General features: G+C 68.1%; 19 protein-coding genes. 10 read left to right on the forward strand and 9 right to left on the reverse strand.

Annotated elements, in window-relative coordinates:
- Positions 1 to 16 precede the first annotated feature (16 nt).
- The 5 genes from KWG56_RS12295 to KWG56_RS12315 form a co-directional block, all read right to left on the reverse strand.
- Positions 17 to 1,201 (reverse strand): copper resistance protein B, encoded by a 1,185-nt coding sequence (locus tag KWG56_RS12295; protein WP_244999502.1) that lies wholly within the window; start codon positions 1,199 to 1,201, stop codon positions 17 to 19.
- On the reverse strand, positions 1,198 to 3,003 hold the full coding sequence (locus KWG56_RS12300; protein WP_219354976.1) for a copper resistance system multicopper oxidase: 1,806 nt from the start codon (positions 3,001 to 3,003) through the stop codon (positions 1,198 to 1,200). Before KWG56_RS12300 ends, KWG56_RS12295 begins: the two co-directional genes overlap by 4 nt.
- 115 nt (positions 3,004 to 3,118) lie before the next feature.
- Complete coding sequence (locus KWG56_RS12305; RefSeq protein ID WP_201099979.1) at positions 3,119 to 3,691, reverse strand: RNA polymerase sigma factor; 573 nt, start codon at positions 3,689 to 3,691, stop codon at positions 3,119 to 3,121.
- 9 nt (positions 3,692 to 3,700) lie between these two features.
- Positions 3,701 to 4,141 (reverse strand): Spy/CpxP family protein refolding chaperone, encoded by a 441-nt coding sequence (locus tag KWG56_RS12310; protein ID WP_201099978.1) that lies wholly within the window; start codon positions 4,139 to 4,141, stop codon positions 3,701 to 3,703.
- On the reverse strand, positions 4,138 to 4,416 hold the full coding sequence (locus KWG56_RS12315; RefSeq protein WP_219354977.1) for a hypothetical protein: 279 nt from the start codon (positions 4,414 to 4,416) through the stop codon (positions 4,138 to 4,140). Before KWG56_RS12315 ends, KWG56_RS12310 begins: the two co-directional genes overlap by 4 nt.
- 219 nt (positions 4,417 to 4,635) lie before the next feature.
- On the opposite strand from KWG56_RS12315, the gene KWG56_RS12320 reads away from it, so the two are divergent.
- Complete coding sequence (locus KWG56_RS12320) at positions 4,636 to 5,658, forward strand: mechanosensitive ion channel family protein (RefSeq protein WP_219354978.1); 1,023 nt, start codon at positions 4,636 to 4,638, stop codon at positions 5,656 to 5,658.
- 145 nt (positions 5,659 to 5,803) lie between these two features.
- Here KWG56_RS12320 and KWG56_RS12325 read toward each other — a convergent pair whose 3' ends face one another.
- Positions 5,804 to 7,945, reverse strand: a complete 2,142-nt coding sequence (locus tag KWG56_RS12325; RefSeq protein WP_219354979.1) for a malate synthase G — start codon at positions 7,943 to 7,945, stop codon at positions 5,804 to 5,806.
- Positions 7,946 to 8,132: 187 nt separating this feature from the next.
- Here KWG56_RS12325 and KWG56_RS12330 point away from each other — a divergent pair, with 187 nt between their 5' ends.
- On the forward strand, positions 8,133 to 8,795 hold the full coding sequence (locus KWG56_RS12330) for a DUF1345 domain-containing protein (RefSeq protein ID WP_219354980.1): 663 nt from the start codon (positions 8,133 to 8,135) through the stop codon (positions 8,793 to 8,795).
- Between the two features lie 149 nt (positions 8,796 to 8,944).
- On the forward strand, positions 8,945 to 9,319 hold the full coding sequence (locus KWG56_RS12335) for a hypothetical protein (RefSeq protein ID WP_219354981.1): 375 nt from the start codon (positions 8,945 to 8,947) through the stop codon (positions 9,317 to 9,319).
- 39 nt (positions 9,320 to 9,358) lie between these two features.
- On the opposite strand, the gene KWG56_RS12340 is transcribed toward KWG56_RS12335, so the two are convergent.
- A complete protein-coding gene (locus KWG56_RS12340) occupies positions 9,359 to 9,505 on the reverse strand; it encodes a hypothetical protein (RefSeq protein ID WP_219354982.1) in 147 nt (48 codons plus the stop codon).
- A gap of 156 nt (positions 9,506 to 9,661) precedes the next feature.
- Here KWG56_RS12340 and KWG56_RS12345 point away from each other — a divergent pair, with 156 nt between their 5' ends.
- The gene (locus tag KWG56_RS12345; RefSeq protein WP_219354983.1) at positions 9,662 to 11,341 is read left to right on the forward strand and encodes a tetratricopeptide repeat protein; all 1,680 of its coding nucleotides are present in this window, start codon (positions 9,662 to 9,664) and stop codon (positions 11,339 to 11,341) included.
- Positions 11,342 to 11,344: 3 nt separating this feature from the next.
- Here the strand turns inward: KWG56_RS12345 and KWG56_RS12350 are convergent, their stop codons facing one another.
- Together KWG56_RS12350 and KWG56_RS12355 are read right to left on the reverse strand one after the other, a co-directional pair.
- Positions 11,345 to 12,049, reverse strand: coding sequence for an alpha/beta hydrolase (locus KWG56_RS12350; protein WP_244999503.1), 705 nt, complete (start codon positions 12,047 to 12,049; stop codon positions 11,345 to 11,347).
- 208 nt (positions 12,050 to 12,257) lie between these two features.
- Positions 12,258 to 14,381, reverse strand: coding sequence for a S9 family peptidase (locus KWG56_RS12355; RefSeq protein WP_219354984.1), 2,124 nt, complete (start codon positions 14,379 to 14,381; stop codon positions 12,258 to 12,260).
- 109 nt (positions 14,382 to 14,490) lie between these two features.
- Between KWG56_RS12355 and KWG56_RS12360 the strand changes: the two genes are divergently transcribed.
- From KWG56_RS12360 to addA, 6 genes are read left to right on the forward strand one after another with little or no spacing between them, the layout of a single operon-like run.
- A complete protein-coding gene (locus KWG56_RS12360) occupies positions 14,491 to 15,348 on the forward strand; it encodes a GNAT family N-acetyltransferase (RefSeq protein WP_219354985.1) in 858 nt (285 codons plus the stop codon).
- Positions 15,345 to 15,803 carry a tRNA (adenosine(37)-N6)-threonylcarbamoyltransferase complex ATPase subunit type 1 TsaE gene (gene tsaE / locus KWG56_RS12365; RefSeq protein ID WP_201099970.1) on the forward strand — a complete coding sequence of 153 codons (459 nt, stop codon included), beginning with the start codon at positions 15,345 to 15,347 and terminating at the stop codon, positions 15,801 to 15,803. The genes KWG56_RS12360 and tsaE overlap by 4 nt, the downstream gene beginning before the upstream one ends.
- Positions 15,790 to 16,887 (forward strand): N-acetylmuramate/N-acetylglucosamine kinase AmgK, encoded by a 1,098-nt coding sequence (gene amgK / locus KWG56_RS12370; RefSeq protein ID WP_219354986.1) that lies wholly within the window; start codon positions 15,790 to 15,792, stop codon positions 16,885 to 16,887. The genes tsaE and amgK overlap by 14 nt, the downstream gene beginning before the upstream one ends.
- Positions 16,884 to 17,600 carry an N-acetylmuramate alpha-1-phosphate uridylyltransferase MurU gene (gene murU, locus KWG56_RS12375; protein ID WP_244999504.1) on the forward strand — a complete coding sequence of 239 codons (717 nt, stop codon included), beginning with the start codon at positions 16,884 to 16,886 and terminating at the stop codon, positions 17,598 to 17,600. The genes amgK and murU overlap by 4 nt, the downstream gene beginning before the upstream one ends.
- Complete coding sequence (gene addB, locus KWG56_RS12380) at positions 17,597 to 20,686, forward strand: double-strand break repair protein AddB (RefSeq protein WP_219354987.1); 3,090 nt, start codon at positions 17,597 to 17,599, stop codon at positions 20,684 to 20,686. Before murU ends, addB begins: the two co-directional genes overlap by 4 nt.
- A complete protein-coding gene (gene addA, locus KWG56_RS12385; RefSeq protein WP_244999505.1) occupies positions 20,683 to 24,186 on the forward strand; it encodes a double-strand break repair helicase AddA in 3,504 nt (1,167 codons plus the stop codon). Before addB ends, addA begins: the two co-directional genes overlap by 4 nt.
- Positions 24,187 to 24,206 lie beyond the last annotated feature (20 nt).

Here is a 24,206-nt window from a genome sequence, read left to right on the forward strand (position 1 = left end):
TCTCAATCGAAAATCGTCAGAACCAAGCCCTTACGCCGACGACCAGACGCGTATCGTCGGCGGCGCCGCCGTGCGCCCGCGCATAATCCGCCGTGCCGCCGAAGGACCGCCCCCATTCGACGCCGACATAGGGCGCGAAGGCCTTGCGTATTTCGTACCTTAAGCGCAGCCCCGCCTTGACCGAGGTCAAACCCGATCCAAGCTGAAGCTCTGGCGTGTCGCTGGCCGACAGGGCGGCCTCGATCGAGGGCTGCAGAATCCATTTCTGGGTCAGACGCAGGTCGTATTCCGCCTCGACACGGGCGGTCAGGTCGCCCCGGGTCGACAGGAAGGCCGCCGCGCTCACCTCGAACCAGTAGGGGGCGACGCCCTGAACACCTGCGGTCAGATAGGTCGTGTCCTTGCCGTCCGGGCGAAAGTCCTGACGCACGCCCGCCTGAACATCCCAGAAGGGCGCGACGGCGCGGCTGTAGAGGGCCTGAACCTCGGCGTCATGCAGCCGTCCGTTGAAGACGCCCTCGCCTTCGGTCTTCCACCAGAAGCGATTGATGTCGCCGCCGGTCCAGCCCTGAGCCTTCCAGCTGTAGCTGTCCGCCCCGTCGCCGAAGCCCGCCTCCAACGCGTCGATCTTGACCGCCGTAGTGCGGACGTCGCCGTTCTCGGCCAGCAGCTGCCTGCGCGCCGCCGCCATCACGGACGGGTCGAACAGCAGGTCCGCCGCATGGGCTGGCCCGGCCAAGGCGGCGGGCGGCGGCGACGCCTGCACCAGCCGCCCGCCCACCGCATCCGCGCTGGTGGGAATATCGGGAATGGCGGACACGGCGCCGCCCATGTCGTGGCCGGCATGGGGATCAGGCGTCGCCGCACCGTGGTTCATGTGATGACCGGCGTGAAGATCGGGTGCGGGTGTCGGAGCAGAGGCTGCGGTGGGGGCCGTCTGCATCCCGCCCATGTCATGCCCCGCATGGGGATCAGCCGCCGCGCCGTGGCTCATGTGGTGACCGGCGTGGGGATCGGGCGCCGGCGTCTGGGCAGGCGCGGCGGCGGGGGCCGTCTGCATCCCGCTCATGTCGTGGCCGGCGTGCGGGTCCGGCGCCGGGCCCGGGACGGGGGCGGCGTGGGCCGAATGGTCGTGGCTCTGGGCCGCGACCGGGCCAGCCGTCAGGATCAGGGGGGCGAGCGCCAGCGCAAGGGTCTTCACGAAGCGGCTCCTTCCAGCGGGCGGACGGTGACGACGTTGAACATCCCCGCGTGCATGTGCATCAGCAGATGGCAGTGGAAGGCCCAGTCGCCGGGCGCATCGGCGGTCAGATCGAAGGTCACCTTCGACCCCGGCGCCACATTGACCGTGTGCTTCAGCGGCTGATGCCCGTCATGGCCGTTGACCAGTTCGAAGAAGTGGCCGTGCAGGTGGATGGGGTGGGCCATCATGGTGTCGTTGACCAGGGTGACGCGGACCCGCTCGTTCAGCTCGAACCGGATCGGCTCGACCAGCTCCGAGAACTTACGCCCGTCAAAGCCCCACATGAACCGCTCCATATTGCCGGTCAGGTGGATTTCCAGCGATCGGGACGGCGGTCGCGTGTCCCTGTTCGGCGTCAGCGCGCGCAGGTCGGCATAGACCAGCACGCGATGATCGACGTCCTGCAGGCCTTGAGGCCGTTCGGCCAGACGGTTGGCGGGGGCCATGGCGATGGCGTCGACGCCGACGCCGACCGCCATGTTTGCGGGCGCCTTTGACGGATCGCGCATGTTCATGCCGCTGTGATCCATCGGCATGGGGTCTGAGGCTGCGTGCGCCGAATGGTCCATCCCGGCCATGTCGCCATGCCCCATGCTGGCGTGGTCCATCGCGCCGTGCCCCATCGCCGCGTGGTTCATCCCGCCCATCCCCATGTCGGCCATGGTCAGATTGGGCGTCCGGCGCAGGGGCGGAACCTCGGCCGTCATGCCCGGACGGGGCGCCAGGGTCGCCCGCCCCATGCCGGAGCTGTCGATGGCCTCCGACACGATCGTGTAGGCCCGGTCCTCGGTCGGGCGGACGATGACGTCATAGGTTTCGGCGACCGAGATCTGGAACTCGTCCACCTCGACCGGGCGGACGTTCTCGCCGTCGGCCTGCACCACCGTCATCGCCAGGCCGGGGATGCGGACATTGAAGATCGACATGGCCGAGGCGTTGATGATGCGCAGCCGCACCCGCTCGCCCGGACGGAACAGGCCGGTCCAGTTCTCCTGCGGGCCATGGCCGTTGACCAGATAGGTGTAGGTCGCGCCGCTGACGTCCAGGATGTCGCGCGGGTCCATCCGCATGGCGCCCCACATCCGCCGCTCCGACAGGCTCATGCGGTCCGAACCGTCCAGCAGACCCGCCACCGTGGTGCGCTGGCGGTTGAAATAGCCGGGGCTCTTCTTCAGCTTGTCCAGGATCTGGTGCGGATGCAGGAAGCTCCAGTCCGACAGGACCAGCACATGCTCGCGGTCATAGGCGACCGGATCGACGCCCGCCGGGTCGATGACGATGGGGCCGAAATGGCCCATCGCCTCCTGCATCCCCGAATGGCTGTGATACCAGTAGGTGCCCGACTGCTTGATCGGGAACTCATAGACAAAGGTCTCGCGCGGGCGGATGCCGGGGAAGCTGATGCCCGGCACGCCGTCCATCTGGAACGGCAGCAGCAGGCCGTGCCAGTGGATCGAGGTGTCCTCATCCAGCGTATTGGTGACCGACAAGCGCACATTCTGACCCTCGCGCATCCGCAGCAGGGGCGCGGGCAGCAGGCCGTTGACGGTGAAGGCGTGACCGGTGCGCCCGCCCACGGTGAAGGGCGAATGGCCGACCGTCAGGTCGATATTCGGCCCGGTCAGGGTCGGCAGGTCAGACCTCAGCCCCGGCGAAACCGTCTGGGCCCAGGCGGGCGTCAGGCCTTGAAGCCCCAGCAGGCCGCCCCCCGCGACAGCGCCGCGCAAAAGGGTTCGACGGTCAAGGTTCGGGATCGACATCAAGGCGCCTCCAGCAGACTGGCCAGACAGACGGTCTTGAGGCCATGGGTTCAGATACGCGCGCCGACGCCCTTCCCCTCGCGATCAGACACGATTGTCTGCAAACCCTGTCGGATCAGGACGTCTGGTCGGTCTGCGCCGCCGCCAGGCCCTGGGCCAGTTTTCGACGCGCGCGGGCGATGCGCGTCTCCACGGCCTTGGGGGTGATGCGCAGGATGGCGCCGATCTCGGCATGGGAGCGGCCTTCCAAGGCGGCCAAAAGCAGGGGCGCCTTCAGGGCGTCGGGCAGGTCCGCCAGGGCGCGCTGGACGCGCTGGGCCCGGCGCTGGTCGTCCAGACGAACCTCGGCCTCGGGGCTGGCGTCCCCGACCGCCGCCGCCTCTGGCGCATCCAGCCCCATGACGCCGCGCACCACGCGCCGCACCGCGCGGCGACGGCTCCAGTCCCTGCACTTGTTCAGGGCGATGGCGCGCAGCCAGACATCGAACGGCCGCGCCGGATCATAGCGCCGCAGGGCGAACCAGGCGGCGGCGTAGGTGTCCTGCAGCACGTCCTGAGCCTCGGCCTCGTCCCCGACATAGCGGCGGACAAAACGATGCAGGTCCGCCTTGGTGGCGGTCATCAGGGTCGTGAAGGCGGCGCGGTCACCCGCAGCCGCGCGGACCGCAATGCTCTGCCCCTCGTCCACAGGCCGCGCTTAACCGGCGTCGCCGCTCAGGGCGTTTACGACAGCGGCGTCGAACACCTTGGCCTGGGCCGGGGTCAGGACCGCGCGCATTTCGAAGACATGGGCGATGGTCGCCTTCTGCAGGTCGCCCATGGCGGCGTGAAAGTGATCGACCGCGGCCTGGACCTCGGGCGTGTCGCCGCCGCTTGAGGCGATGGCGGCGGCCAGTTCGCGATTGGCGCCGCGAACCTCGGCCTCCAGCACGGGGCGGCGTTCGGCGAAACGGGCCTCGATGACCGCCAGCCGTTGCGCCTGCGCCGCATCAAGGTCCAGCCTGTCATGGATGACGCTGTGAAGGCTGGGGGGCTGGCGCTCTCGCATCACCCAGGTGGCGCTGGCCCAGGTCGCCGCCCCGCTGGCCGCGGCCGCCAGCAGGGCCGTGACGACGATGGATCTCCAGCGCCCGTTCATCCGCGCGCATCCAGACTGGTCAGCGGCGACAGGCCGGAGGCGACCGTGAAGACGCGCATCTCGGACGGTTCCGGCGGGGACGCCAGACGCACGGCCCCGCCGTTCAGCGCGCCCAGGGCGACGGCCGCCGCGACGGCGGCGATCCGCACCCGATCCATCCGCATCCGCTCGCGGCGCTCGCCGATCCGGCGCCAGACCCGGCCTTCCAGACCCGTAAGATCGTCAAAGCCGACCGGCGGGTCCCGGCCGATCATCTTGTCGATGTCATCGCTCATCGCGCACCTGTTTCATTGCCCGTCTGTCATACGCACGCGTCGACAGCTTCCCTCATGCCCGCGACCCTAACAGCAATCCGGGCTGTTGCGCCGAACAGATATGACGTCCTGCCTGCACGACAGGATGTTCCGAAACCGGTTGAAAGCCGTCGGGTTTGTTTGCATCTGGGCCTCAGCTCGGAACCTTGGCCTTTTGCCGCGCGCTTGGAGGTGATGGTCATGCCCGCCAACAGACTGCTGACGATGGATCAGTCGAAGTTCCTGGGATTCAGCGGGTTCCACCTGACGCTGGGCGGCCTGATCAGCGGCGCCGTCATCCTGCTGCTGACCTTCGCCGCCAGCTGGCTGGTGACGCGCGCCCTGCGCCGGGTGCGCGAACGGGCCGAGCGCAGCCGACAGGCGGTCTATCTGCTGGAGCGGCTGGCGGGATACGGCATCATTGTCGTGGGCGTCATGTCGGCCCTGTCGGCGGCGGGCGTGAACCTGTCGTCGCTGGCGGTGTTTGCGGGCGCGCTGGGCATCGGCGTCGGCCTGGGCCTTCAGGGGGTGGTCAAGGAGTTCGTGTCCGGCCTGTTCCTGATCTTCGACCGGATGGTGTCGGTCGGCGACTATATCGAGATCGAGGACATCGGCATTCGCGGCGCCATCATGGAGATCGGCCCGCGCGCCACCCGCGTGCGCACCAATGACAACGTCAATGTGCTGGTGCCCAACTCACGCTTCATCGAACAACCGGTGACCAACTGGACGCTGAAGGGCGACACGCGCCGCATCCATGTGCCCTTCACCGTCGCCTATGGATCGGACCGTGGGCGGGTGCGCGACGCCGTGCTGAAGGCGGCGCAGGCCAGCCCCTTCACCCTGCCGGAGACCGAGGCGCGCAAGAGCCAGGTCTGGCTGGTTGCGTTCGGGGATCGCGGACTGGCTTTCGAACTGGTGGTCTGGCCCACGCGCGATGCGGTCAAACGCCCCGCCGCCATGCACGCCGCCTACACCTGGCTGATCGCCGACGCCCTGGATGCGGCGGGCGTCGAGGTGCCGGTGCCGCAGACGGATGTGCGTCTGCGCCGCGCCTTCGGGCTGGAGGGCGACGAGGCGCTGAAACGCCTGGGCCATGGAGAGGGTCCAACGACGCAGCCCGGCGGTCCCTCACGCGGCGGACACAGCGCCAACGACGCCGCCGCCGACGTCATGGCGGATGAGGAGGAAGAGGCGGACACACACATTAGGCCAGCAGGCTGACGCCCACGCCGCACGCCACTAAGACTCCGTCACCCTCGGGCTTGACCCGAGGGCCGGATGTCCCGCCGCATTGCGCCCAACGGCCTAACACCGCCCGATCCGCGCCCGCCCCCTCGGGTCAAGCCCGAGGGTGACGGATAGGGGGTTAAGCGACCGCCGCCTTCGCCTTCAACCGCCAAGCGTGCAACAGGGGCTCGGTGTAGCCGTTCGGCTGTTCGACGCCTTCGAACACCAGCGCCCGCGCCGCCTGATAGGCCAGGCTGGCGTCCGGGTCGGGGGCCATCGGCTGATACAGCGGGTCGCCCGCGTTCTGGCCGTCCACCTTGGCCGCCATGCGGATGAAGGCGGCGTCCACCTGATCCGCCGTGCAGACCCCGTGCAGCAGCCAGTTGGCGATATGCTGCGAGCTGATCCGCAGGGTGGCGCGGTCCTCCATCAGGCCGATGTCGTGGATGTCCGGCACCTTGGAGCAGCCGACGCCCTGGTCGATCCAGCGCACCACATAGCCCAGAATGCCCTGGGCGTTGTTGTCCAGTTCGGCGGCGACCTCTTCGTCCGACCAGTTGGCGCCATTGGCCAGGGGCGGGGTCAGCAGGGCCTCTAGACCGGGCGTGGGCTGGGCGGCGACCGTCTTCTGAACCGCGAACACATCGACCGCATGATAGTGCAGCGCGTGCAGGGTCGCGGCCGTCGGCGACGGGGTCCAGGCGGTGTTGGCGCCCGTCCTGGGGTGGCCGATCTTCTGCTCCAGCATGTCGGCCATGCGGTCGGGCGCGGCCCACATGCCCTTGCCGATCTGGGCCTTGCCCGACAGGCCGCACTTCAGGCCGATGGCGACGTTTCTGGCCTCATAGGCGGCGATCCAGGCGCTGGACTTGATGTCGGCCTTTCGCACCACCGGCCCGGCCTGCATCGAGGTGTGGATCTCGTCGCCGGTGCGGTCCAGGAAGCCGGTGTTGATGAAGACGATCCGGTCCTTAACCGCGTGGATGCAGGCCGCCAGATTGGCGCTGGTGCGGCGCTCCTCGTCCATCACCCCGACCTTCAGGGTGTGGCGCGGCACGGCCAGCAGGTCCTCGACCGCGTCGAACAGACGGTCGGTGAAGGCCGCCTCTTCCGGCCCGTGCATCTTGGGTTTGACGATATAGACCGAGGCCTCGGCGCTGTTCTGGAACCGACCCAGGCCCTTGATGTCATACAGGGCGATCAGGCTGGTGATGATGGCGTCCATGACGCCTTCGGGCGCGTCCGATCCGTCCGCCAGACGAATGGCGGGCGTGGTCATCAGATGGCCGACGTTGCGCACAAACAGCAGGGAGCGCCCCTTCAGCGTCACGCTCGAACCATCCGGCGCCGTGAACGTGCGATCAGCCTCAAGCGCGCGGGTCAGGGTCTCGCCACCCTTCCTGAAGGTCGCCGAAAGGTCGCCCTTCATCAGGCCCAGCCAGTTGCGATAGGCCTCGGCCTTGTCGGCGGCGTCGACGGCGGCGATGGAATCCTCCAGATCGACGATGGTGGACAGGGCCGATTCCAGCACCACGTCCGCCTGACCCGACGGATCATTGCGTCCGACCGGGTGGGTGCGGTCGATGACCAGTTCGATGTGCAGACCGTTGTGCTTCAGCAGGATCGAGGTCGGCGTCGAGGCCTCGCCCGTAAACCCGACGAACTGGCCTTCATCCTTCAGCGGCGGCGACAGGGTGCCGTCCACCACCGACCATCCCGCGACATCGGCGTGCGAACCCGACGCCAGGGGCGCCGCCTCGTCCAGAAACGCCTTGGCGCGGGCCACGACGCGGGCGCCGCGCTCGACGTCATAGCCGCCGCCTGCAGGCAGATCGCCCAGGGCGTCGGTGCCGTACAGGGCGTCGTACAGGCTGCCCCAACGGGCGTTGGCGGCGTTCAGCAGGAAGCGCGCGTTCAGCACCGGCACTACCAGTTGAGGCCCGGCCATCGTCGCGATCTCAGGATCCGCCGACTTGGTGCCGATGGTGAAGGGCGCGGGCTCATCCACCAGATAGCCGATCTCGCGCAGGAAGGTCTCTGAGGCGCCCACGTCATAGGGCTGGTCCTTGCGCGCGCGGTTCCAGTCATCAATCTGGCCCTGCAGCTCATCCCGCTTGGCCAGCAGGGCGCGGTTCTGCGGCGCGAAGGTCTCGAACACTGTCGCCGCGCCGCTCCAGAAGGCCGCTGCATCAAGACCCAGACCCGGAAGCACATCCTGTTCGATCAGGGCGATGATTTCGCCCGCAACCTTCAGTCCGGCGCGATCTTCATGGGTGGTCATGGCGGCCTCTCTTCCGGCCCGGAGATCGAGCCTGTAACAATACGTGATCTCGTAAGCCAAGCCCGCGCCGCTCTGCAAGGGTCACGTCGCGTCATCCGCATCGCTTTTCGTCGAATAGGCGGCCTGTGCGGCACAGGCGCTGCGATCCAAGACTTGCAGGCGGGCGCGGGCGCGTCATGATCGTCGGATGTCCGTTCGCCGCTCCCTTTCCCTGCACGGCATCCTGCTGGGCAGTTTCGTGCTCACGGGGCTGGTCGGATGGCTGTCGCCGTTCGGGGGCCATTGGCTGACCCGCGCTGCTATCGGCTGGGACGTGGGCGCGGGGGCCTTCATCGCCGCCACCCTGTGGCGCATGGCGCGCGCCGAAGGGGTGGATGCGATCCGCAAGCGGGCGGCGGCTCTCGATCAGGCGGGCCATTGGGTTCTGCCGCTCAGTCTGCTGGCCGCCATCGCCAGCATCGTCGTGGTGATCGGCGAGGCGACGCGGGGCGACGATCCCCTGACCAGCGGCCTGCTGTCGCTGGCGACCGTGGGCCTGTCGTGGACCTTCATCCACCTGATCTTCGCCCTGCACTACGCCCATGCCTTTTATCAGGAGGAAAAGGCCGGCCCCAAGACGAAGGGCAAGGATCGCGGCGGCCTGCTGTTTCCGGGCGAGACCGAGCCGGATTACTGGGACTTCCTGCATTTCTCGCTGATCATCGGCGTGGCGTCGCAGACGGCGGATGTGCAGATTTCCGACCGGCATATCCGGCGCCTGTCCAGCATCCACAGCCTGACGGCCTTCACCTTCAACACGGTGATCCTGGCCCTGACGGTCAATCTGATGGTCGGGCTGCTGGGCAAATAGACAGCGCCATCAAGGTGCGCAGGGTGTGAACGCCCGCCCCGGCCGGTGATGAATGCTTAACCGCGTCCGTGAACGGGACCGCAAGCGGCGGGGCCTATTGTGGCGCTACGGACGACATCGCGTCCGGCCCGTATCGAGCGTTTGCGCCCATGCTGTTTCTTCTGAACGACGTCGTGTTCGATCTGGACGAGGCCTGCCCGGTCACGCCCGCCGACGCGCGCCGGTTCGAGAAGCTGGATTTCGATTATGTGCTGCAACTGGGCTGCGAGTTGTTCGCCGAGGACCCGCTGCTTCACCGCAACGATCCCGGGCGTGCCCGACGTCTGGCCTGGCTGATCTCGGAACGCAGCCCGGATATGAACGCCGCATTGTTCGCCGCCCCCTCGGTCGCCTGCAATCCCGATCTGGTCGAGCCGCGTTTCTGCGCCCTGCCCCACGTCGTCATGCAGCAGTTGCAGGCCAAAGGGCGTCGCCTCAACGCGGTCGCCGCAGACCGCGCCGTCTGGAACCGCCTCGCCGCCTGATCCTCTCGGGATCAGGACGGCCAAGAGGCGTCGTGTTCGCTAGATCACCACATTGAAGACGATGTGAACCAGCGTTGCGATCGCGAAGATAAAGCCAAACCCGACCAGTAGGCCGAAGGCGGGATGCAAGGGTTTGCCTTCACGGCGTGGGCGGGCGTAGCGGTCTTGAGGATGGATTACGGCCATCGTTCTTTTCCTTTCCCTATGTCCAGATCACCTCATCGGCGCCTGGGCGGGCGTCCGGCTCTGACGGCTGGATCGTCCCTGCAAAGATAGAATGACTCGAAAAGCCCTTGGTTGCGAGGGGTTATTTAATACGGCGAAATTGCGACGATACGGCATTTGCGAACACCGCCGCACAACACCCCTTTACGGCCCATCGCAACCTCTGCGATCAATACACCGCTCTGGGAGAGGTGTATGAAGTTCGAAACTGCGCGCGCTTGCGTCATAGGCGCATTTATCGGCCTGGGCCTGGCGGCTGCGCCGCAGGCCTCCCACGCTGATTGGCTGAGGGCTGAGAGCGAACGCTTCATCGTCTATAGCGAAGGCAGCGAGCGATCGCTGCGTGACTATGTGCAGAAGCTCGAAATCTTCGACCGGGTCATGCAGTACAAGTCCGGCATCCCAATCAGCACGACACCGCCCAGAAAACTGCCCATTTACCTGGTTTCCGGCCGCCCCGGTCTGCTGAAGATCAACCCCAACAGCGGGGACATCACGGTGGGGACCTATTTTGCGGCGGATGAAGACATCTTCGCGGCGGCCGTCCGCACCAGCAATTCAGATGGGGTTTCAGGGCAGGACGTCCTGATGCACGAATACGCTCACCATTTCATGCTGGGCAACTCTCCAGGCGCCTATCCCGCATGGTTCGTGGAGGGTTTCGCCGAATACTACATGACCGCCGCCATCGACGTGAACAAGAACGAGGTTCTTCTGGGCGGCTACAACGCCAATCGCGCCTATTGGATCATGCAGGAAGATTGGATTCCGCTGGATATCCTGTTGAAATCCAGGCCGGATGAGGTGCGTCGCGAAAGCCAGCGCGCGACCTATTATCCGATCGCCTGGCTGCTGACGCACTGGTTCTTCAGCGACCCTGCACGCCTTCAACAGTTTCAGGCCTATCTGACCGATGTCAGCCAAGGCGGCGATTCTGTTGAGGCGATGCAGCGCGCCACGGGCATGAGCCTGGACCAACTCCGCGCCGCCTTGCGTCGTTATACGCGTGTCAGACTGACCGGTAACCGCATTCAGGGCCAATTCCCGACTGCCGACATCACAGTCACCCGTCTGCCTCGATCCGCCAACGACCTGCTGCTCATCAACCAACGCATGAAGCTGGGCGTGCCGGAGGATGACCGTGCGGCTGTCAACCAGGAGGTCACGAGACTGGCCGCACGTCATGGCGAAGATCCGTTCGCCCTGCTGGTCGCCGGCCATGCCGGGCTGCGTCTCGGAGACGCCCCGGCTGGCGAGCGCGCGCTGCTGCGGCTGATCGAGATAGAACCCGACAATGTCGAGGCTCTTCAGCTTCTGGCGGAAGATCGATTGAAAAAGACGCGCGAGACCGACGACGAGGATGAAGCGTTGACGTTCAGGCGTGAAGCGCGAGACTATCTTGCCCGCGCTTATGCTGCGGCCAGCAACGATTACCGCACCCTGATGCTGATGACGGAAATGCGCCAGGGCCAATCCAGCTATCCCAACGACAACGATATGCTGGCGATGGGGCTGACGCTGGATCGCGCGCCGCAGTTGGCTTCTGTTCGTTTCAACTACGCCTCCGCCTTGACTGAAAAGGGCGACAGAGCGGAAGCCATCGCGGTGCTTCGACCACTGGCGAACAATCCGCATGGCGGGGGCGCCTCAAAGGCCGCCGTCCGCATGATTGCGGCGCTGGAAGCCGGCGGGGCTCTGCCCGACCTTTCGGACGACGAAATCGCGCCGCAGATCAGCCAGACAGAACCCGAGGCGCCAACTCCTGAGGGGGCATCGCCGAACGCACCGGCCAGCTGACGCCTATTGCAGATGGCGGCGGAAGAAGCCCGCCACCTCATCCCACGCCGAGGCCTCGGGGCGGTCGGATAAAAGGAAGGCCTCGATGATCCCAGCATGATCCAGGCCGGGGTAGAGTTTGATTTCTGATCGGCCACCACTGTCGCGCAGGCGCTGGTGCAGGGTCACGGTGTCGGCGGCGGCGACTGTGTTGTCATCTGCGCCGTATCCCAGCCAGATCGGCGGGGCGTTGGGGCGGACATAGGCGATGGGCTGGGTCCAGGTCGGGTCTGTGGTCTGTGCGGCGCCGTAAACGCCCGCCAGACCGGCGGCGGCGCGGATCAGGTTCGGCTGGTCGACGGCGGCCATGTAGCGACGGTCCAGGGTGATCATCATCGCCAACCCGGCGCCCGCCCCATGGCCAATGACGCCCAGACGGGTCGGGTCGCCGCCATGGTCCGCGGCCAGGCGCGCCGCCTGAGCCATCGCCAGGGCTGCGTCTGCGATCTGGGCCGGAAACAACGGCGGCCTAGTTACCGGGTAGTCCGGGAGCGCGACCACGAAACCTCGCGCCGCCAACGCTAGAGCCGTCGGCTCATACTGATCGTGCACGCCCGGCTTGCCGAGGAAGACCAGCACCGGAAGACCCCTCGCCCCGCGCGGTGCATACAGGTCGAGCCTTTGGCGCGGATCCTCGCCATAGGGCAGATCGTGCGCGACGCGACGCACGTCCCTGCTCAGCCGCCCCTCGAGCCCACCGCGCAGACCCAAAGGCGCGCAGGCGGCGGCCAGAAGGCCCAGCGCGGGCGCGAACAGGCCCCGGCGGGTCAGGTCGAATGCTCCATGCCCTTCAATAGGCCCGCGATCCGGTTCTCGGCAAAGAAAAGGGGCGCAGCCTTTCGACCGCGCCCCTCAATTTTCGATCCGATCTTCCGGCCTATTTGGCTGGGGCCAGATATTTGTTCAGCCAGCCGAACACCTCGTTGTGCCATTGCAGGCTGTTGGCTGGCTTCAGCACCCAGTGGTTCTCGTTGGGGAAGACGATCAGGCGGCTGTCGATGCCGCGACGCTGCAGCGCCGTGAAGGTCGACAGGCCCTGGGCGGTCGGGATGCGGAAGTCGCGGTCGCCCTGGACCACCAGCATCGGCGTCTTCCAGTTCTGGACGTGGTTGGCCGGGTTGAACTTCTGATAGCCTGCGGGATTTTCCCACGGCGTGCCGCCGTATTCCCACTCGGTGAACCACAGCTCCTCGGACGAATAGCCCATGCCGAAGGTGTCGAAGACGCCGTCGTGGTTGACCAGGCACTTGAAGCCGTCAGGCCAGTTGCCCGCGATCCAGTTGATCATATAGCCGCCGTACGAGGCGCCCAGGGCGCAGGCGTTCTGACCATCCAGGAAGCTGTATTTGGCCTGGGCTGCGGCCCAGCCCTTCTGCAGGTCCTCCAGCGGGCGGTCGCCCCAGTGCTGGCTGATCGCGTCGGTGAAGGCCTGTCCGTAGCCGGTCGAGCCGTGGAAATCGATCATCACCACCGCATAGCCCGCGCCTGCATAGGTCTCAGGGTTCCAGCGATAGGACCAGCCGTCGCCGAACGAGCCCTGCGGTCCGCCATGGATCAGGAAGGCGACCGGATATTTCTGGCCTTCGACATAGCCGACCGGCTTGATGACATAGCCGTGGACCGTCTCGTTGTTCCAGCCGGGGAAGTTGAACTGCTCATATTCGCCGAACGCCTTCTGGGCGAAGGACGGGTTGGCGTTGGTCAGGCGGCGCGGCATTTCGCGCCCCCGGAAGGTCTTGAAATAGAGGTCGCCCGGCTCGCGCAGGCTGTCCTGGGCGAAGACGAAGCCCGACGGCGTCTGCTGGAAGGCCGAAACGTGACCTGCGCCCGTCAGGGGAACCACCGTGCCATTGCCGACATCGATCGAGAACAGCTTGGTCGAACCGACATCGCCGGCGGTCGTGTACAGGGTGCGGCCGTCGCGCGACCACTGCAGGGTGTCGGCCGAGCGATCCCAGTTGGCGGCGATCTGACGCTTCTGGCCCGTGGTCACGTCCATCAGCACGATCTGATAGCGGTCAGCCTCGAAGCCCGGACGGGCCATGGCGCGATAGGCCAGGGTCTTGCCGTCGGGCGAGAAGACCGGGCCGGTGTCCCAGGCCAGGTTGTCTTCGGTCAGGTTGGTGAACTGGCCGTCGCCGGTCAGGCCGTTGGTCTTGAACAGGTCGAAGTTGGTGCTCCACGGCTCGCTGTGGCCAGCGACGCGGGCTGAGAACACGATGGAGTCGCCTGCGGGGGTGAAGACGAATTCGCTCTCGTCGCCGAACGGCTTGGAGGGGGTGTCGCCGTCAAAGCCCTTGGTGACCCAGGCCGGGGTTCCGGTCGCCCGGCCGTCGCGGCCGATCGACTGGACAAACAGGTGGTTCTGGGTGTGGTCGCTCCAGGTGTCCCAGTGACGCACGAACATGCGGTCATAGACCTGGCCGGAGGTCTTCTGCTCGGCGACTTCCTTGCCGTGCGCGACCGAGGCGTTCAGGTCGGCGGCGTTCGGATAGACGGCTAAAGACACCGCCACCTTGTCGCCCGTCGGGCTGACGCGATAGGCGTTCACATCAGTCGGCAGGTCGGTCACCTGAACCGCAGCGGCGGTCGGAGAGGCGACGCGCCACACCTGGCTGGAGCCCGACTTGTCCGACAGGAAATACAGGTTGCCGTCGCCGCCCCAGCGGGCGGTGTTGGCCTTCTGGTCCGAGATGGCCAGACGGCGCGGCGCCTGATCGGGCGCGTTCAGATCCAGAATCCACAGGCTGCCCGAACGGCTGTTGGCCGCCACGTCCGTGGTCGTCACCGAATAGACGACATAGCGCCCGTCCGGCGACACCTGCGGATCACCCAGCCGGTTGGCCGAGATCATGTCCTGATAGGTGAAGGCGTTCGGGGCTGCGGGGGCTGCCGGAACCGGCGCCGGCGGCACCTGCGCCAGGGCGGGCGCGGCGGCCATCAGGGCGCCCGACAAGGCGATACTCGCACAGGCGGCGGACAACAGGGAGCGGTGATGCATGGGGGCCTTCCTCGCAAAACAGTTGCCGCGAGGGGTAGCACCACAGTTCGTGGCGCGAAAGCGGTCCGCGCTTGCCCGCATCACGCGAACCGGCGACAAGCGATCTTCCATGGATTCCGCTTCGCCCCCCGCCAGACGCCAGCCGCACATTGTCGATGTGCTGATCGCCGAGCGTGCGCCGCGTTTGACCGCCTCGCCCTTGTGGCCGGTCGTGCGGCCCGCCCTTTACGGGGTGCTGGGCTATGGGGCGGCGGTGCGGATGGCGGACGCCATTCGGCCCCTGTCGGGGGCCGGGACCTTCGACTATGTGTCGGACCTGCTGAGGCTGAAGGTGACGACGACCAATCTGGACCGTCTGCCCGCCACTGGGCGCTGCATCGTGGTGTGCAACCACCCGACCGGGATCGCCGACGGGGTCGCTGTCTATGACGCGATCAAGCAGAGGCGCAGCGACATGATCTTCTTCGCCAACGCCGATGCGATCCGCGTCTCGCCGCGCCTGGATGAGACTATCATCCCCGTCGAATGGGTCCATGAGAAACGCACCCGCGAAAAGACCCGCGCCACCCTGAACGCGGCGAAAGAAGCCTTCGAGGCCGAACGCTGCGTGGTCATGTTCCCCGCCGGGCGTCTGGCGCGGGTGGGCGAGGATGGTCTGATCACCGACCCCGAATGGGCGCCGACCGCCGCCTCCATGGCGCGGAAATACGATGCGCCCGTCACGCCCATGCACGTCACGGGGCCCTACAGCCGCTTGTTCCACACCTTCGACCGCTTCTCGCAGGAACTGCGCGACGTGACCCTGTTCCACGAACTGCTGAACAAGGAGGGCAAGGATTTCGGCGTCAATGTCGGCCTGCCCATCCCGGCTGAGCGGCTGGACGTGGACGCTGCAAAGGCGACTGAAGTCCTGAAACATTTCACCGAACGGACGCTGGCCGCCGATCATGACGCGGTGTTTGCATGAAGATTGAACTGCCCGACGCCGAGGCCACCACCCGCCTGGGTCAGGCCATCGCCCCCCTGCTCGCCCCCGGCGACAGCGTCCTGCTGTACGGACCGTTGGGCATGGGCAAGTCGACGCTGGCGCGCGGCCTGATCCGCGCCCTGACCACGCCGGATGAGGACGTGCCGTCGCCCACCTTCACCCTGGTTCAGTTCTATGAGAGCGACCCGCCCGTCGCCCATTTCGACCTGTACCGCCTGACCCGGCCCGAAGAGGCCTTCGAGATCGGTCTGGACGAGGCGCTGGACGAAGGCTGCGCCGTCATCGAATGGCCCGAACGTCTGGGCGAGGCGCCGGAGCGGTTCCTGGGCCCCGACCGCCTGACCCTTGTCATCGCAGAGGACGGCGAAGGCCGCCTTGCGACCGTTTCCGGCGCAGGCCGGTGGGAAGCCCTGATCGACCATGTCCGTCTCTGACCGCGAAACCCTCCGTATCGACTTTCTGAAGGCCGTCGGCCTTTCCGACGCCGTGCGCGCCCCCCTGCCCGGGGACGCCTCGACGCGCCGGTACGAGCGGTTGGCCCCGGCTGACGGCCCGACCCTGATGCTGATGGACCAGGCGCCCGCCGCCGAAAGCCCGCCGTGCGATCCGTCATGGACGCCGGATCAGCGCCGCGCGGCGGGCTGGAACGCCGTCGCCCGCCTGTCGGCCGGTCGGATCGAGGCCTTCGCCGCCGTCGCCGCCCATCTGAAACGCCTGAGCCTGTCCGCCCCCGAAATCCCGGCGCTGGACGCGCCGAACGGTCTGGCGGTGCTGGAGGATTTCGGCGACGCCCTGTTCGCCCGCGTGATCGAAGACGGCGCCGACGAGACGTCGCTTTATCTGGCCGCCATCGAGGCCCTGGCCGTCCTGCACGAAGCCGGAAATCCGCCCGAAATCCTGCAGGGTCCGGCAGGCGAATGGCCTCTGCTGACCTATGACGAGACGGCGTTGCAGGGCGGGGCGGACCTGTTCGTCGAATGGCTGCCGAAACTCGATGACCGGGTGTCGTTCGACGCCGCCGCCATCGCCGACTGGCGCGCGGCCTGGGCGCCCATCGTGACCTCGGGCGCAGCGGGGGCCTCGGTCATGGCGCACCGCGACTATCATGCCGAAAACCTGATCTGGCTGCCTGAGCGTCAGGGCGCCGCCCGCGTCGGCATGATAGACTTCCAGGACGCGGTGCGCGCCCACCCGTCATGGGATCTGCACTCCCTGCTTCAGGACGCCCGGCGCGATGTCGCGCCCGCGCTGGAGGCTGAGGCTCTGGACCATTATTTCGCCCTGCGTTCCGATGTGGACCGTGCCGCCTTCATGGCCGATTACGCCGGTCTCGCGGCGCTGAACCAGGCGCGGATCATCGGCATCTTCGCCCGCCTGATCGCCCGCGACGGCAAGCCGCGTTACCGTCAGTTCCTGCCGCGCATGTGGCGGCATCTGAACGCCAATCTGGAACAACCCGCCCTGGCGCCCGTCGCCCGCTGGTTCGACCGCCATGTCCCAGCCGAGGTCCGCGCATGATGGCTCCGACAAAGGCGATGGTGCTGGCAGCGGGACTGGGCACGCGGATGCGTCCGCTGACCAATGACCGGCCCAAGGCCCTGGTCGAGGTGCAGGGCCGCGCCCTGATCGACCATGTGCTGGATCGGCTGGCCGATGCGGGCGTGACCGAGGCCGTGGTCAATGTCCACTGGTTCGCCGAGCGACTGGAGCAGCATCTGGCGGCGCGTGGCCGGGGCCCGCAGATCGTCATCTCCGACGAACGCGCCGAACTGCTGGAGACCGGCGGCGGGTTGAAGAAGGCGCGCCCGCTGCTGGGCGATGATCCGGTCTTCGTCGCCAATATCGACAGCGTCTGGATCGACCGGGGCGACGCTCTTGGCGACCTCGTCCGCCTCTGGGACCCTGAGACGATGGACGCCGCCCTGCTGCTGGCCCGGCGCGAGGGCTCCATCGGTTTCGAGGGTGGTGGCGACTTCTTCCTGGCCGATGACGGCAGGCTGACCTTCCGCGGCGACGCCCCGTCCGCCCCCTTCGCCTATATGGGGGTCCATATCACCCGACCCGGATACGCCGACCAGGGCCCCGACGGCGCTTTCTCGCTGAGCCCCCTGTGGCGCAGATCGGCGGCTGAAGGCCGCCTGTTCGGCTGCGTGCTGGACGGCGACTGGATGCACGTCGGCGATCCGCAGGCGCGCGATGAGGCCGAGGCGAAACTGGCGGGAGCGGCGTGACCGCGTTCGATCCCTTCGGCGGGTCGGGCCCACGATGGCACGCCATTCCGGCGCATAGGCCCTTCCTCGAAGACCTGGCGGCGGGGGTGCTGGCGTGGCTGGGCGAACTGCCGCCCGAGACCCTCTCGGACGCGACCATACTGCTGCCCAACCGCCGGGCGGCGCGGGCCTTCACCGGGGCGCTGTCCAAGCTGGCGGACGGGCGGCCCGTGCTGCTGCCGCAGGTGCGGCCTCTGGGCGATCTGGAGGAGGACGAGCCGCCCTTCACGCCCGGCGCCCTGGGCCTGGACCTTGCGCCCGCCATCGCCCCCCTGACGCGCCGGTTCGAGATGGCGCGGATGATCGTGGAGCAGTTCGACAGCGATCTGACGCCGATGCGGGCGCTGGATCTGGCGGACGCCCTGGGCGGTTTCCTGGATTCCTGCCAGTTGGAGGAGGTTCCCGATCCCGAACGGGTCGCCAAACTGGTCGACGGCGAAATGGCCGAACACTGGGAGCGGTCCGCCGACTTCCTGAGCCTGGGCGTCGTCGCCTGGCCGAAGCGGCTGGCCGAACTGGGCCTGGTCGATCCGGCGTGGCGGCGCGCCACACTGCTGCGCCGTCTGGCCGACCTGTGGGACGCCCATCCGCCCAGCCAGCCGGTCATCGCCGCCGGATCGACCGGCACCGTGCCCGCAGCCGCCGACGTTCTGGGCGCCGTGGCCCGCGCGCCTCTGGGCTGCGTGGTCCTGCCGGGTCTTGATCCTGATCTGGACGACCGCGTCTGGGACCAGATCGACGAAGAAAACGAACAACACCCCCAGCGCGCCCTGAAACGCCTGTTGGAACGCCACGGCATCCACCGTCACGCCGTGCGTCCATGGTTCCAGCCGCCAGTCCCGCCCCAGACGGAGCAGCGCGGTCTGGCCCGCCAGCGCCTGCTGAACGAAGCCCTGCGCCCCGCCGATGCGACCGGAGACTGGCGCGAAGCCATCCGCGACATCCGCGCCCGCGCCGTGGAGGCGGGCCGCGCCGCCGACCCCATCGCCGAGGGACTGCAGGGCCTGTCGGTCCTGAACCTGCGGCATGACGAAGAGACCGCCGCCGCCATCGCCCTGATGATGCGCGAGACGCTGGAGACGCCCGGCAAGACCTGCGCCCTGGTCACGCCGGATCAGGGTCTGGGGCGCCGCGTCGCTGCGCGTCTGGAACGCTGGGGCGTGGTGCCTGACGCCTCGGCCGGTCAGCCGCTGAACCGGATGCCTGCGGGCGTGCTGGTCGAACTGTGCGTGCGCTGGATCGCCGCCCCGACCGATCCGCAGGTGCTGCTGGGCCTGCTGAAGCATCCGCTGGTCCAGTTGGACCTTGGAGAAATCGACGCCGCCCGCGCCGTCGTGGCCTTCGAGGACATGGCCCTGCGCGGCCCGCGCCACGCCAGTTTCGCGCGGCTGAAGAGGAAGCTGGACCACGCCCTGTCGCCAGACCGCGACGGCGCCCCGCCGTCTGAGGGCCGCCTGAAACGCCATGCCCAGGCGCGCGCCCTGGGCGACCATCTGGAGGGCCTGATCACGACGGCCCGCGCGTCCTTCAGCCCCGACGCACCACTGGACGCCGCCGCCCGCGCCCTGACCGTGCTGATCGAGGCGCTGGCGGGTCAGAACGCCTGGGCCGGGCCGGATGGCGAATGCGCCGCCGGTCTGTTGTCGAACCTGATCACCGGCGGGGCCTCGCTGGGCGTCGTCTCGACCAGTGATCTGGTGGAACTGATCAAGGGGTTGCTGGCCGACGCCGTGGTGCGCACCGGCGGGGCGACCCATCCGTCGCTGCGCATCCTGGGCGCCATCGAGGCGCGTCTGGTGCGGGCCGACCGGATGATCCTGGCCGGGCTGGAGGAAGGCGTCTGGCCGCAGGGCGCGCCGGTCGATCCCTTCCTGTCGCGCCCCATGCGAAAGGCGCTGGGCCTGCCCCCGCCCGAGCGCCGCATCGGCCAGAGCGCGCAGGATTTCGTTCAGGCCGCCTGCGCCGACGAGGCCATATTGATCCACACCGAACGGCGCGGGGGGCAACCCGCCGTCCGCTCTCGCTGGCTGTGGCGGCTGGACATGCTGACGCGCGGCGCGAACATGGCTGAGACGCCGGTCGCCGTTTCCGCCCCCGCCCATGTCGCCGACTGGATCCGCGCGCTGGATGCGCCTTTGCGCGACACGCCCGACTATGCACGCCGCCCCGCCCCGACCCCGCCGGTGGACCGCCGTCCGCGCAACCTGCCCGTCACGGGGATCGAGCGCTGGGTGCGCGACCCCTACGCCGTCTATGCCCAGCGCATTCTGGGGCTGAAGGTGCTGGACCGGCCCGGCGCCTCGGCCGAGGCCATGGCGCGCGGCAACGCCATCCACGAGGCCATCGAACAGATGGTCCGCGTCTGGCCCGATGTCCTGCCCGAAGATTGCGCCGACCAGATCGCCGACTTCATCATGACCGCCATGACCGACGCCGGGTTCGAGGATGCGGCCCTGGCGCGCGAACGCCCGCTGGCCCGGAACGCCGCCCTGTGGCTGGAGCGGTTCGAGCGGGAACGGCGCGCGCGCGGGGCGACCCTGCTGATCGAACAGTCGGGCGCCGTCGTCTTTGACGCCCCCGCAGGCCCCTTCACGGTCACCGCCCGCGCCGACCGGATCGAACTGGATGCGAACGGGGCGGCGGTTCTGGACTTCAAGACCGGCCAGACGCCCAGCCAGAAACAGGTGGTGCAGGGGTTCGCGCCGCAGTTGACCCTGACCGCCGCCATCCTGGCTGAGGGCGGGTTCGACGCGCCCCCGACCGAGGCGACCGAACTGCTGTACGTCAAGGTCACCGGCCGCCGCGACCCGGGCAAGGTGGACGACGTCTCACGTCAGGGGCGCGGCAACACCCAGACCGCAGCCCAGATGGCCGCGCGCGAATTGGACCGGCTGAAGCTGGGCGTCGCCGCCTTTGATGACGAGGCTACGCCCTACACCTCATGGGTGGCGCCGCAGTTCATGGGCAATTTCGGCGGCAACTACGACCATCTGGCGCGCGTCTGGGAATGGCACGTCGTCGGCGGCGAGGACGAGGCGCCCGAATGACCGATCTGTCCCCAGTGGATATGGCGCGCGCCCATCAGGCCACCGCCGCTGATCCGGCCCTGTCGGTCTTCGTCACCGCCAACGCGGGCTCGGGCAAGACCACCACCCTGGTCAGCCGCGTGGCGCGCCTGCTGCTGAAACGGGTGCGGCCCGGTGAAATCCTGTGCGTCACCTACACCAAGGCCGCCGCCGCCGAGATGCAGGCGCGGCTGTTCGAACGGCTAGGCGAATGGGCCGTCGCCGACGACAGGGCGTTAGCCGCCGATCTGGCGCGGCTGGACGGGCGCGATCCCGCCAGCCTGACGGACGCCGAACTGTCCGAGGCCCGCGTCCTGTTCGCCCGCGCGCTGGAGACGCCCGGCGGGCTGAAGATCCAGACCATCCACGCCTTCTGCGAAAAGCTGCTGCGGCGGTTCCCGCTGGAAGCCGGGGTCGCGCCGGGGTTCGAGGTGCTGGAGGATCAGGCGGCCCTGGCCCTGTCCCACGCCGCACGCGAGGATCTGGCCCGCTACGCCCTGAACGACGCCGACGGTCCGGTGGGCCGCGCCTACGCCCATTTCGCCGTCGAACTGGCCTGGAGCGACTTTCATTCGCTGCTGGACGCAATCGAGGCGAAACGCGAGCCGCTGCTGGACTATCTGGCCCGCATCGACGCCGGGACCGCGCCCGGTCCGCATGAACTGGTCGGCGTCACGCGCGACGAAACCCCCGCCCAGATCGAGGCCGGGTTCATGGACTGGCTGAACCCCGCCGACTGGCTGGCCGCCGCCGAAGGGTTCGCCACGGGCGGCGCCAATGACAAGAAACTGGCGGGCCAGATGCGCGAGGCCGTTCCGCCCGCCACGACCCTGGCCGCGATGACGCCCATCTTCATCGATTCCAAGGGCGTGGCGCGCGACAAGTTCGGCACGTCCAAGGCCCCGCCCGGCGCGACCTCCTATCTGGCGGATGTGTCGCTGAAGTACGTCTCGACGCTGGACCGGGTGCGCGCCGCGCGCGTGGCGGACGAGACGGAGAAGGTGCTGACCCTGGCCCGCGTCCACGCCGCCCTTTACGAGGCCGCCAAACGGGCGGACGGCGCGCTGGACTTCACCGATCTGGTGGGACGCACGGTGGAACTGCTGACCAAGCGGGCCACAGCCGCCTGGGTTCTGTACAAGCTGGACGGCGGGATCGAGCATGTCCTGATCGACGAGGCCCAGGACACGGCGCCTGACCAGTGGGACATCGTCCGCGCCCTGACGGAACCCTTCTTCGCTGGTTCGGGCGCCGAGCGGAAGGACGCGGCCATCCCCCGCACCGTCTTCGCCGTGGGCGATGAGAAACAGTCGATCTATTCCTTCCAGGGCGCCAAACCGGAGCGGCTGCGTCAGGAAGCCCGCGTCTATGATGATCTGGTGCGGGCGGCGGGCGCCGACTTCCGCGAGGTGCCGCTGGACACTTCTTTCCGCTCGACGGAGGAGGTGCTGCAGTTCGTGGACGCCGCCTTCGACAGCCCCGGCCGCACCCGCGCCCTGGTGGGCGAGACCGGCGAAATCGCCATCCACCGCCCCGCGCGTCTGCAGCAGTATGGCGCGGTCGATCTGTGGCCCCTGTTCGAAGACCCGGCGACGCCCGAGCGCGAAGCCTGGAACGCCCCGGTCGACAAGGAAGACAGCCGCAGCGCCCGCAAACAGCTGGCCCAGTCGCTGGCGCGCGAGATCAGACAGCAGGTCGAGACGGGCGCCGCCATCTATGACCCGAAACAGCGCGGCGCGCTGCGCCCGGTCCGGTACGGCGACTTCCTGGTGCTGGTGCGCCGCCGCGATGCGACGTTCGAAGAAATCATCCGCGCGTTGAAGACCGAGGGCGTGCCGGTCGCGGGCGCCGACCGGCTGAAGCTGTCGAACCATATCGTCTTCGATGACCTGATCGCCCTGGCGCGCTTCGCCCTGTTCCCCGACGACGACCTGTCGTTGGCGGAGATCCTGCGCAGCCCCTTGTGCGATGTCGCCGATTTCGGCCCCGCCGACGCCCTTTATCCGCTGGCGGACAAGGTGGGCCGCGAGGGGCGCAGCCTGTGGCGGGAACTGCAGCGCCGCGCCCATGAACACCCTGCCTGGGCCGCCGCACGCGATCTGATGGGGGCGCTGATCGAGGCGCGCGACCGCGATCCCTTCGCCTTCTTCTCCGCCGCCCTGAACCGGGTCGGACCGGACGGGCGTTCGGGCAGAGCGCGGATTCTAGATCGGCTGGGTCGCGAGGCCGAGGAGGCCATCGACGAAACCCTGGCCCAGGTTCTCGCGGCCGAGGAACGCGGCGGACGCGATCTGGAGACCTGCCTCAATCTGCTGGAACAGGCCGACGTCGAGGTGAAGCGCGAGATGGAAGGCGCGCGCGACGAGGTCCGCGTCATGACCGTGCACGGCTCCAAGGGGCTGGAGGCGCCCATCGTCATCCTGCCCGACACCACTGGCAAGGCGAAGCCGCAGGGACCGACCCTGATGCCCGCGATCTTGGCCGATGGTTCGGAGGCCTGGCTGATGTGTCCGTCCAGCGCCAAGTCCGACTGCGCCGCCTCCGCCGAGGTGCGTCAGGCCCGCGTGGACCGCACCGACGCGGAATCCCTGCGTCTGCTCTATGTGGCCCTGACCCGCGCCCGCGATCGCCTGATCGTCATGGGCAGGAAGATGAGCCGTCCGAAAGAGACGGGCTACGAAGAAGGCAGTTGGTGGGACGTGATCGCCGGCACCTTCGAGCGGCTGGCGCAGGACCGGCCCGACGCTGTTCAGTTGCTCGACGGCGGGCGGCTGAGGTTCGGGGCCGATCCGGAAACCACGCCTCGCACCGCGCTATCGACAGCCGCCGCAACCGCCATTCCGGCCTGGGCGACCACGCCGCCGCCCGCAGACGCCGCCGCCCGGTTCGCCGCGCCGTCGCGGATGGAGGGCTCCATCCGTATCCCCGCGCCGTCGCCCTTGGCCAAGAGCAGTTCGGGCGGCGCGGATCTGGGCCGGTTCCGGCGCGGCGACCTGATCCACCGTCTGCTGGAACGGCTGCCGGACATCGCGCCCGCCGACCGGGCCGACGCCGCCGTGCGCCTGTTGTCGCGTGAGACCGATCTGGACGACACCCAGCGCGCCGAGATGATCGCCGCCGCCTTCTCGGTGCTGGACGACGCCCGCTTCGCCCCTGTGTTCGGCCCCGGCTCGCGCGCCGAGGTCGCCCTGACGGGATCGGCGCCCGGCCTGCCGTCCGGTGTGTCGATCAACGGCCGCATCGACCGGCTGGTGGTGACGCCGGAACGGGTTCTGGTCGTCGACTACAAGACCAACCGCCCCGCCCCCGACGCCATTGAGGCGGTCGACGCCGCCTATGTGCTGCAGGCGGCGGTCTATGTGGCGGTGCTGAAACGCCTGTATCCTGACCGCCCGGTCGAGGCCGCGCTGGTCTGGACCGACGGGCCGAAGCTGATGCCGATTCCGCAGGCGATGCTGGAGGCGGCGCTTTCGACCAGTTGAATTGCCCGCGATTCGCTCCC

Origin of the sequence: Brevundimonas nasdae, from assembly GCF_019395145.1 — a bacterium.
Taxonomy (GTDB): Bacteria; Pseudomonadota; Alphaproteobacteria; order Caulobacterales; family Caulobacteraceae; genus Brevundimonas; species Brevundimonas nasdae.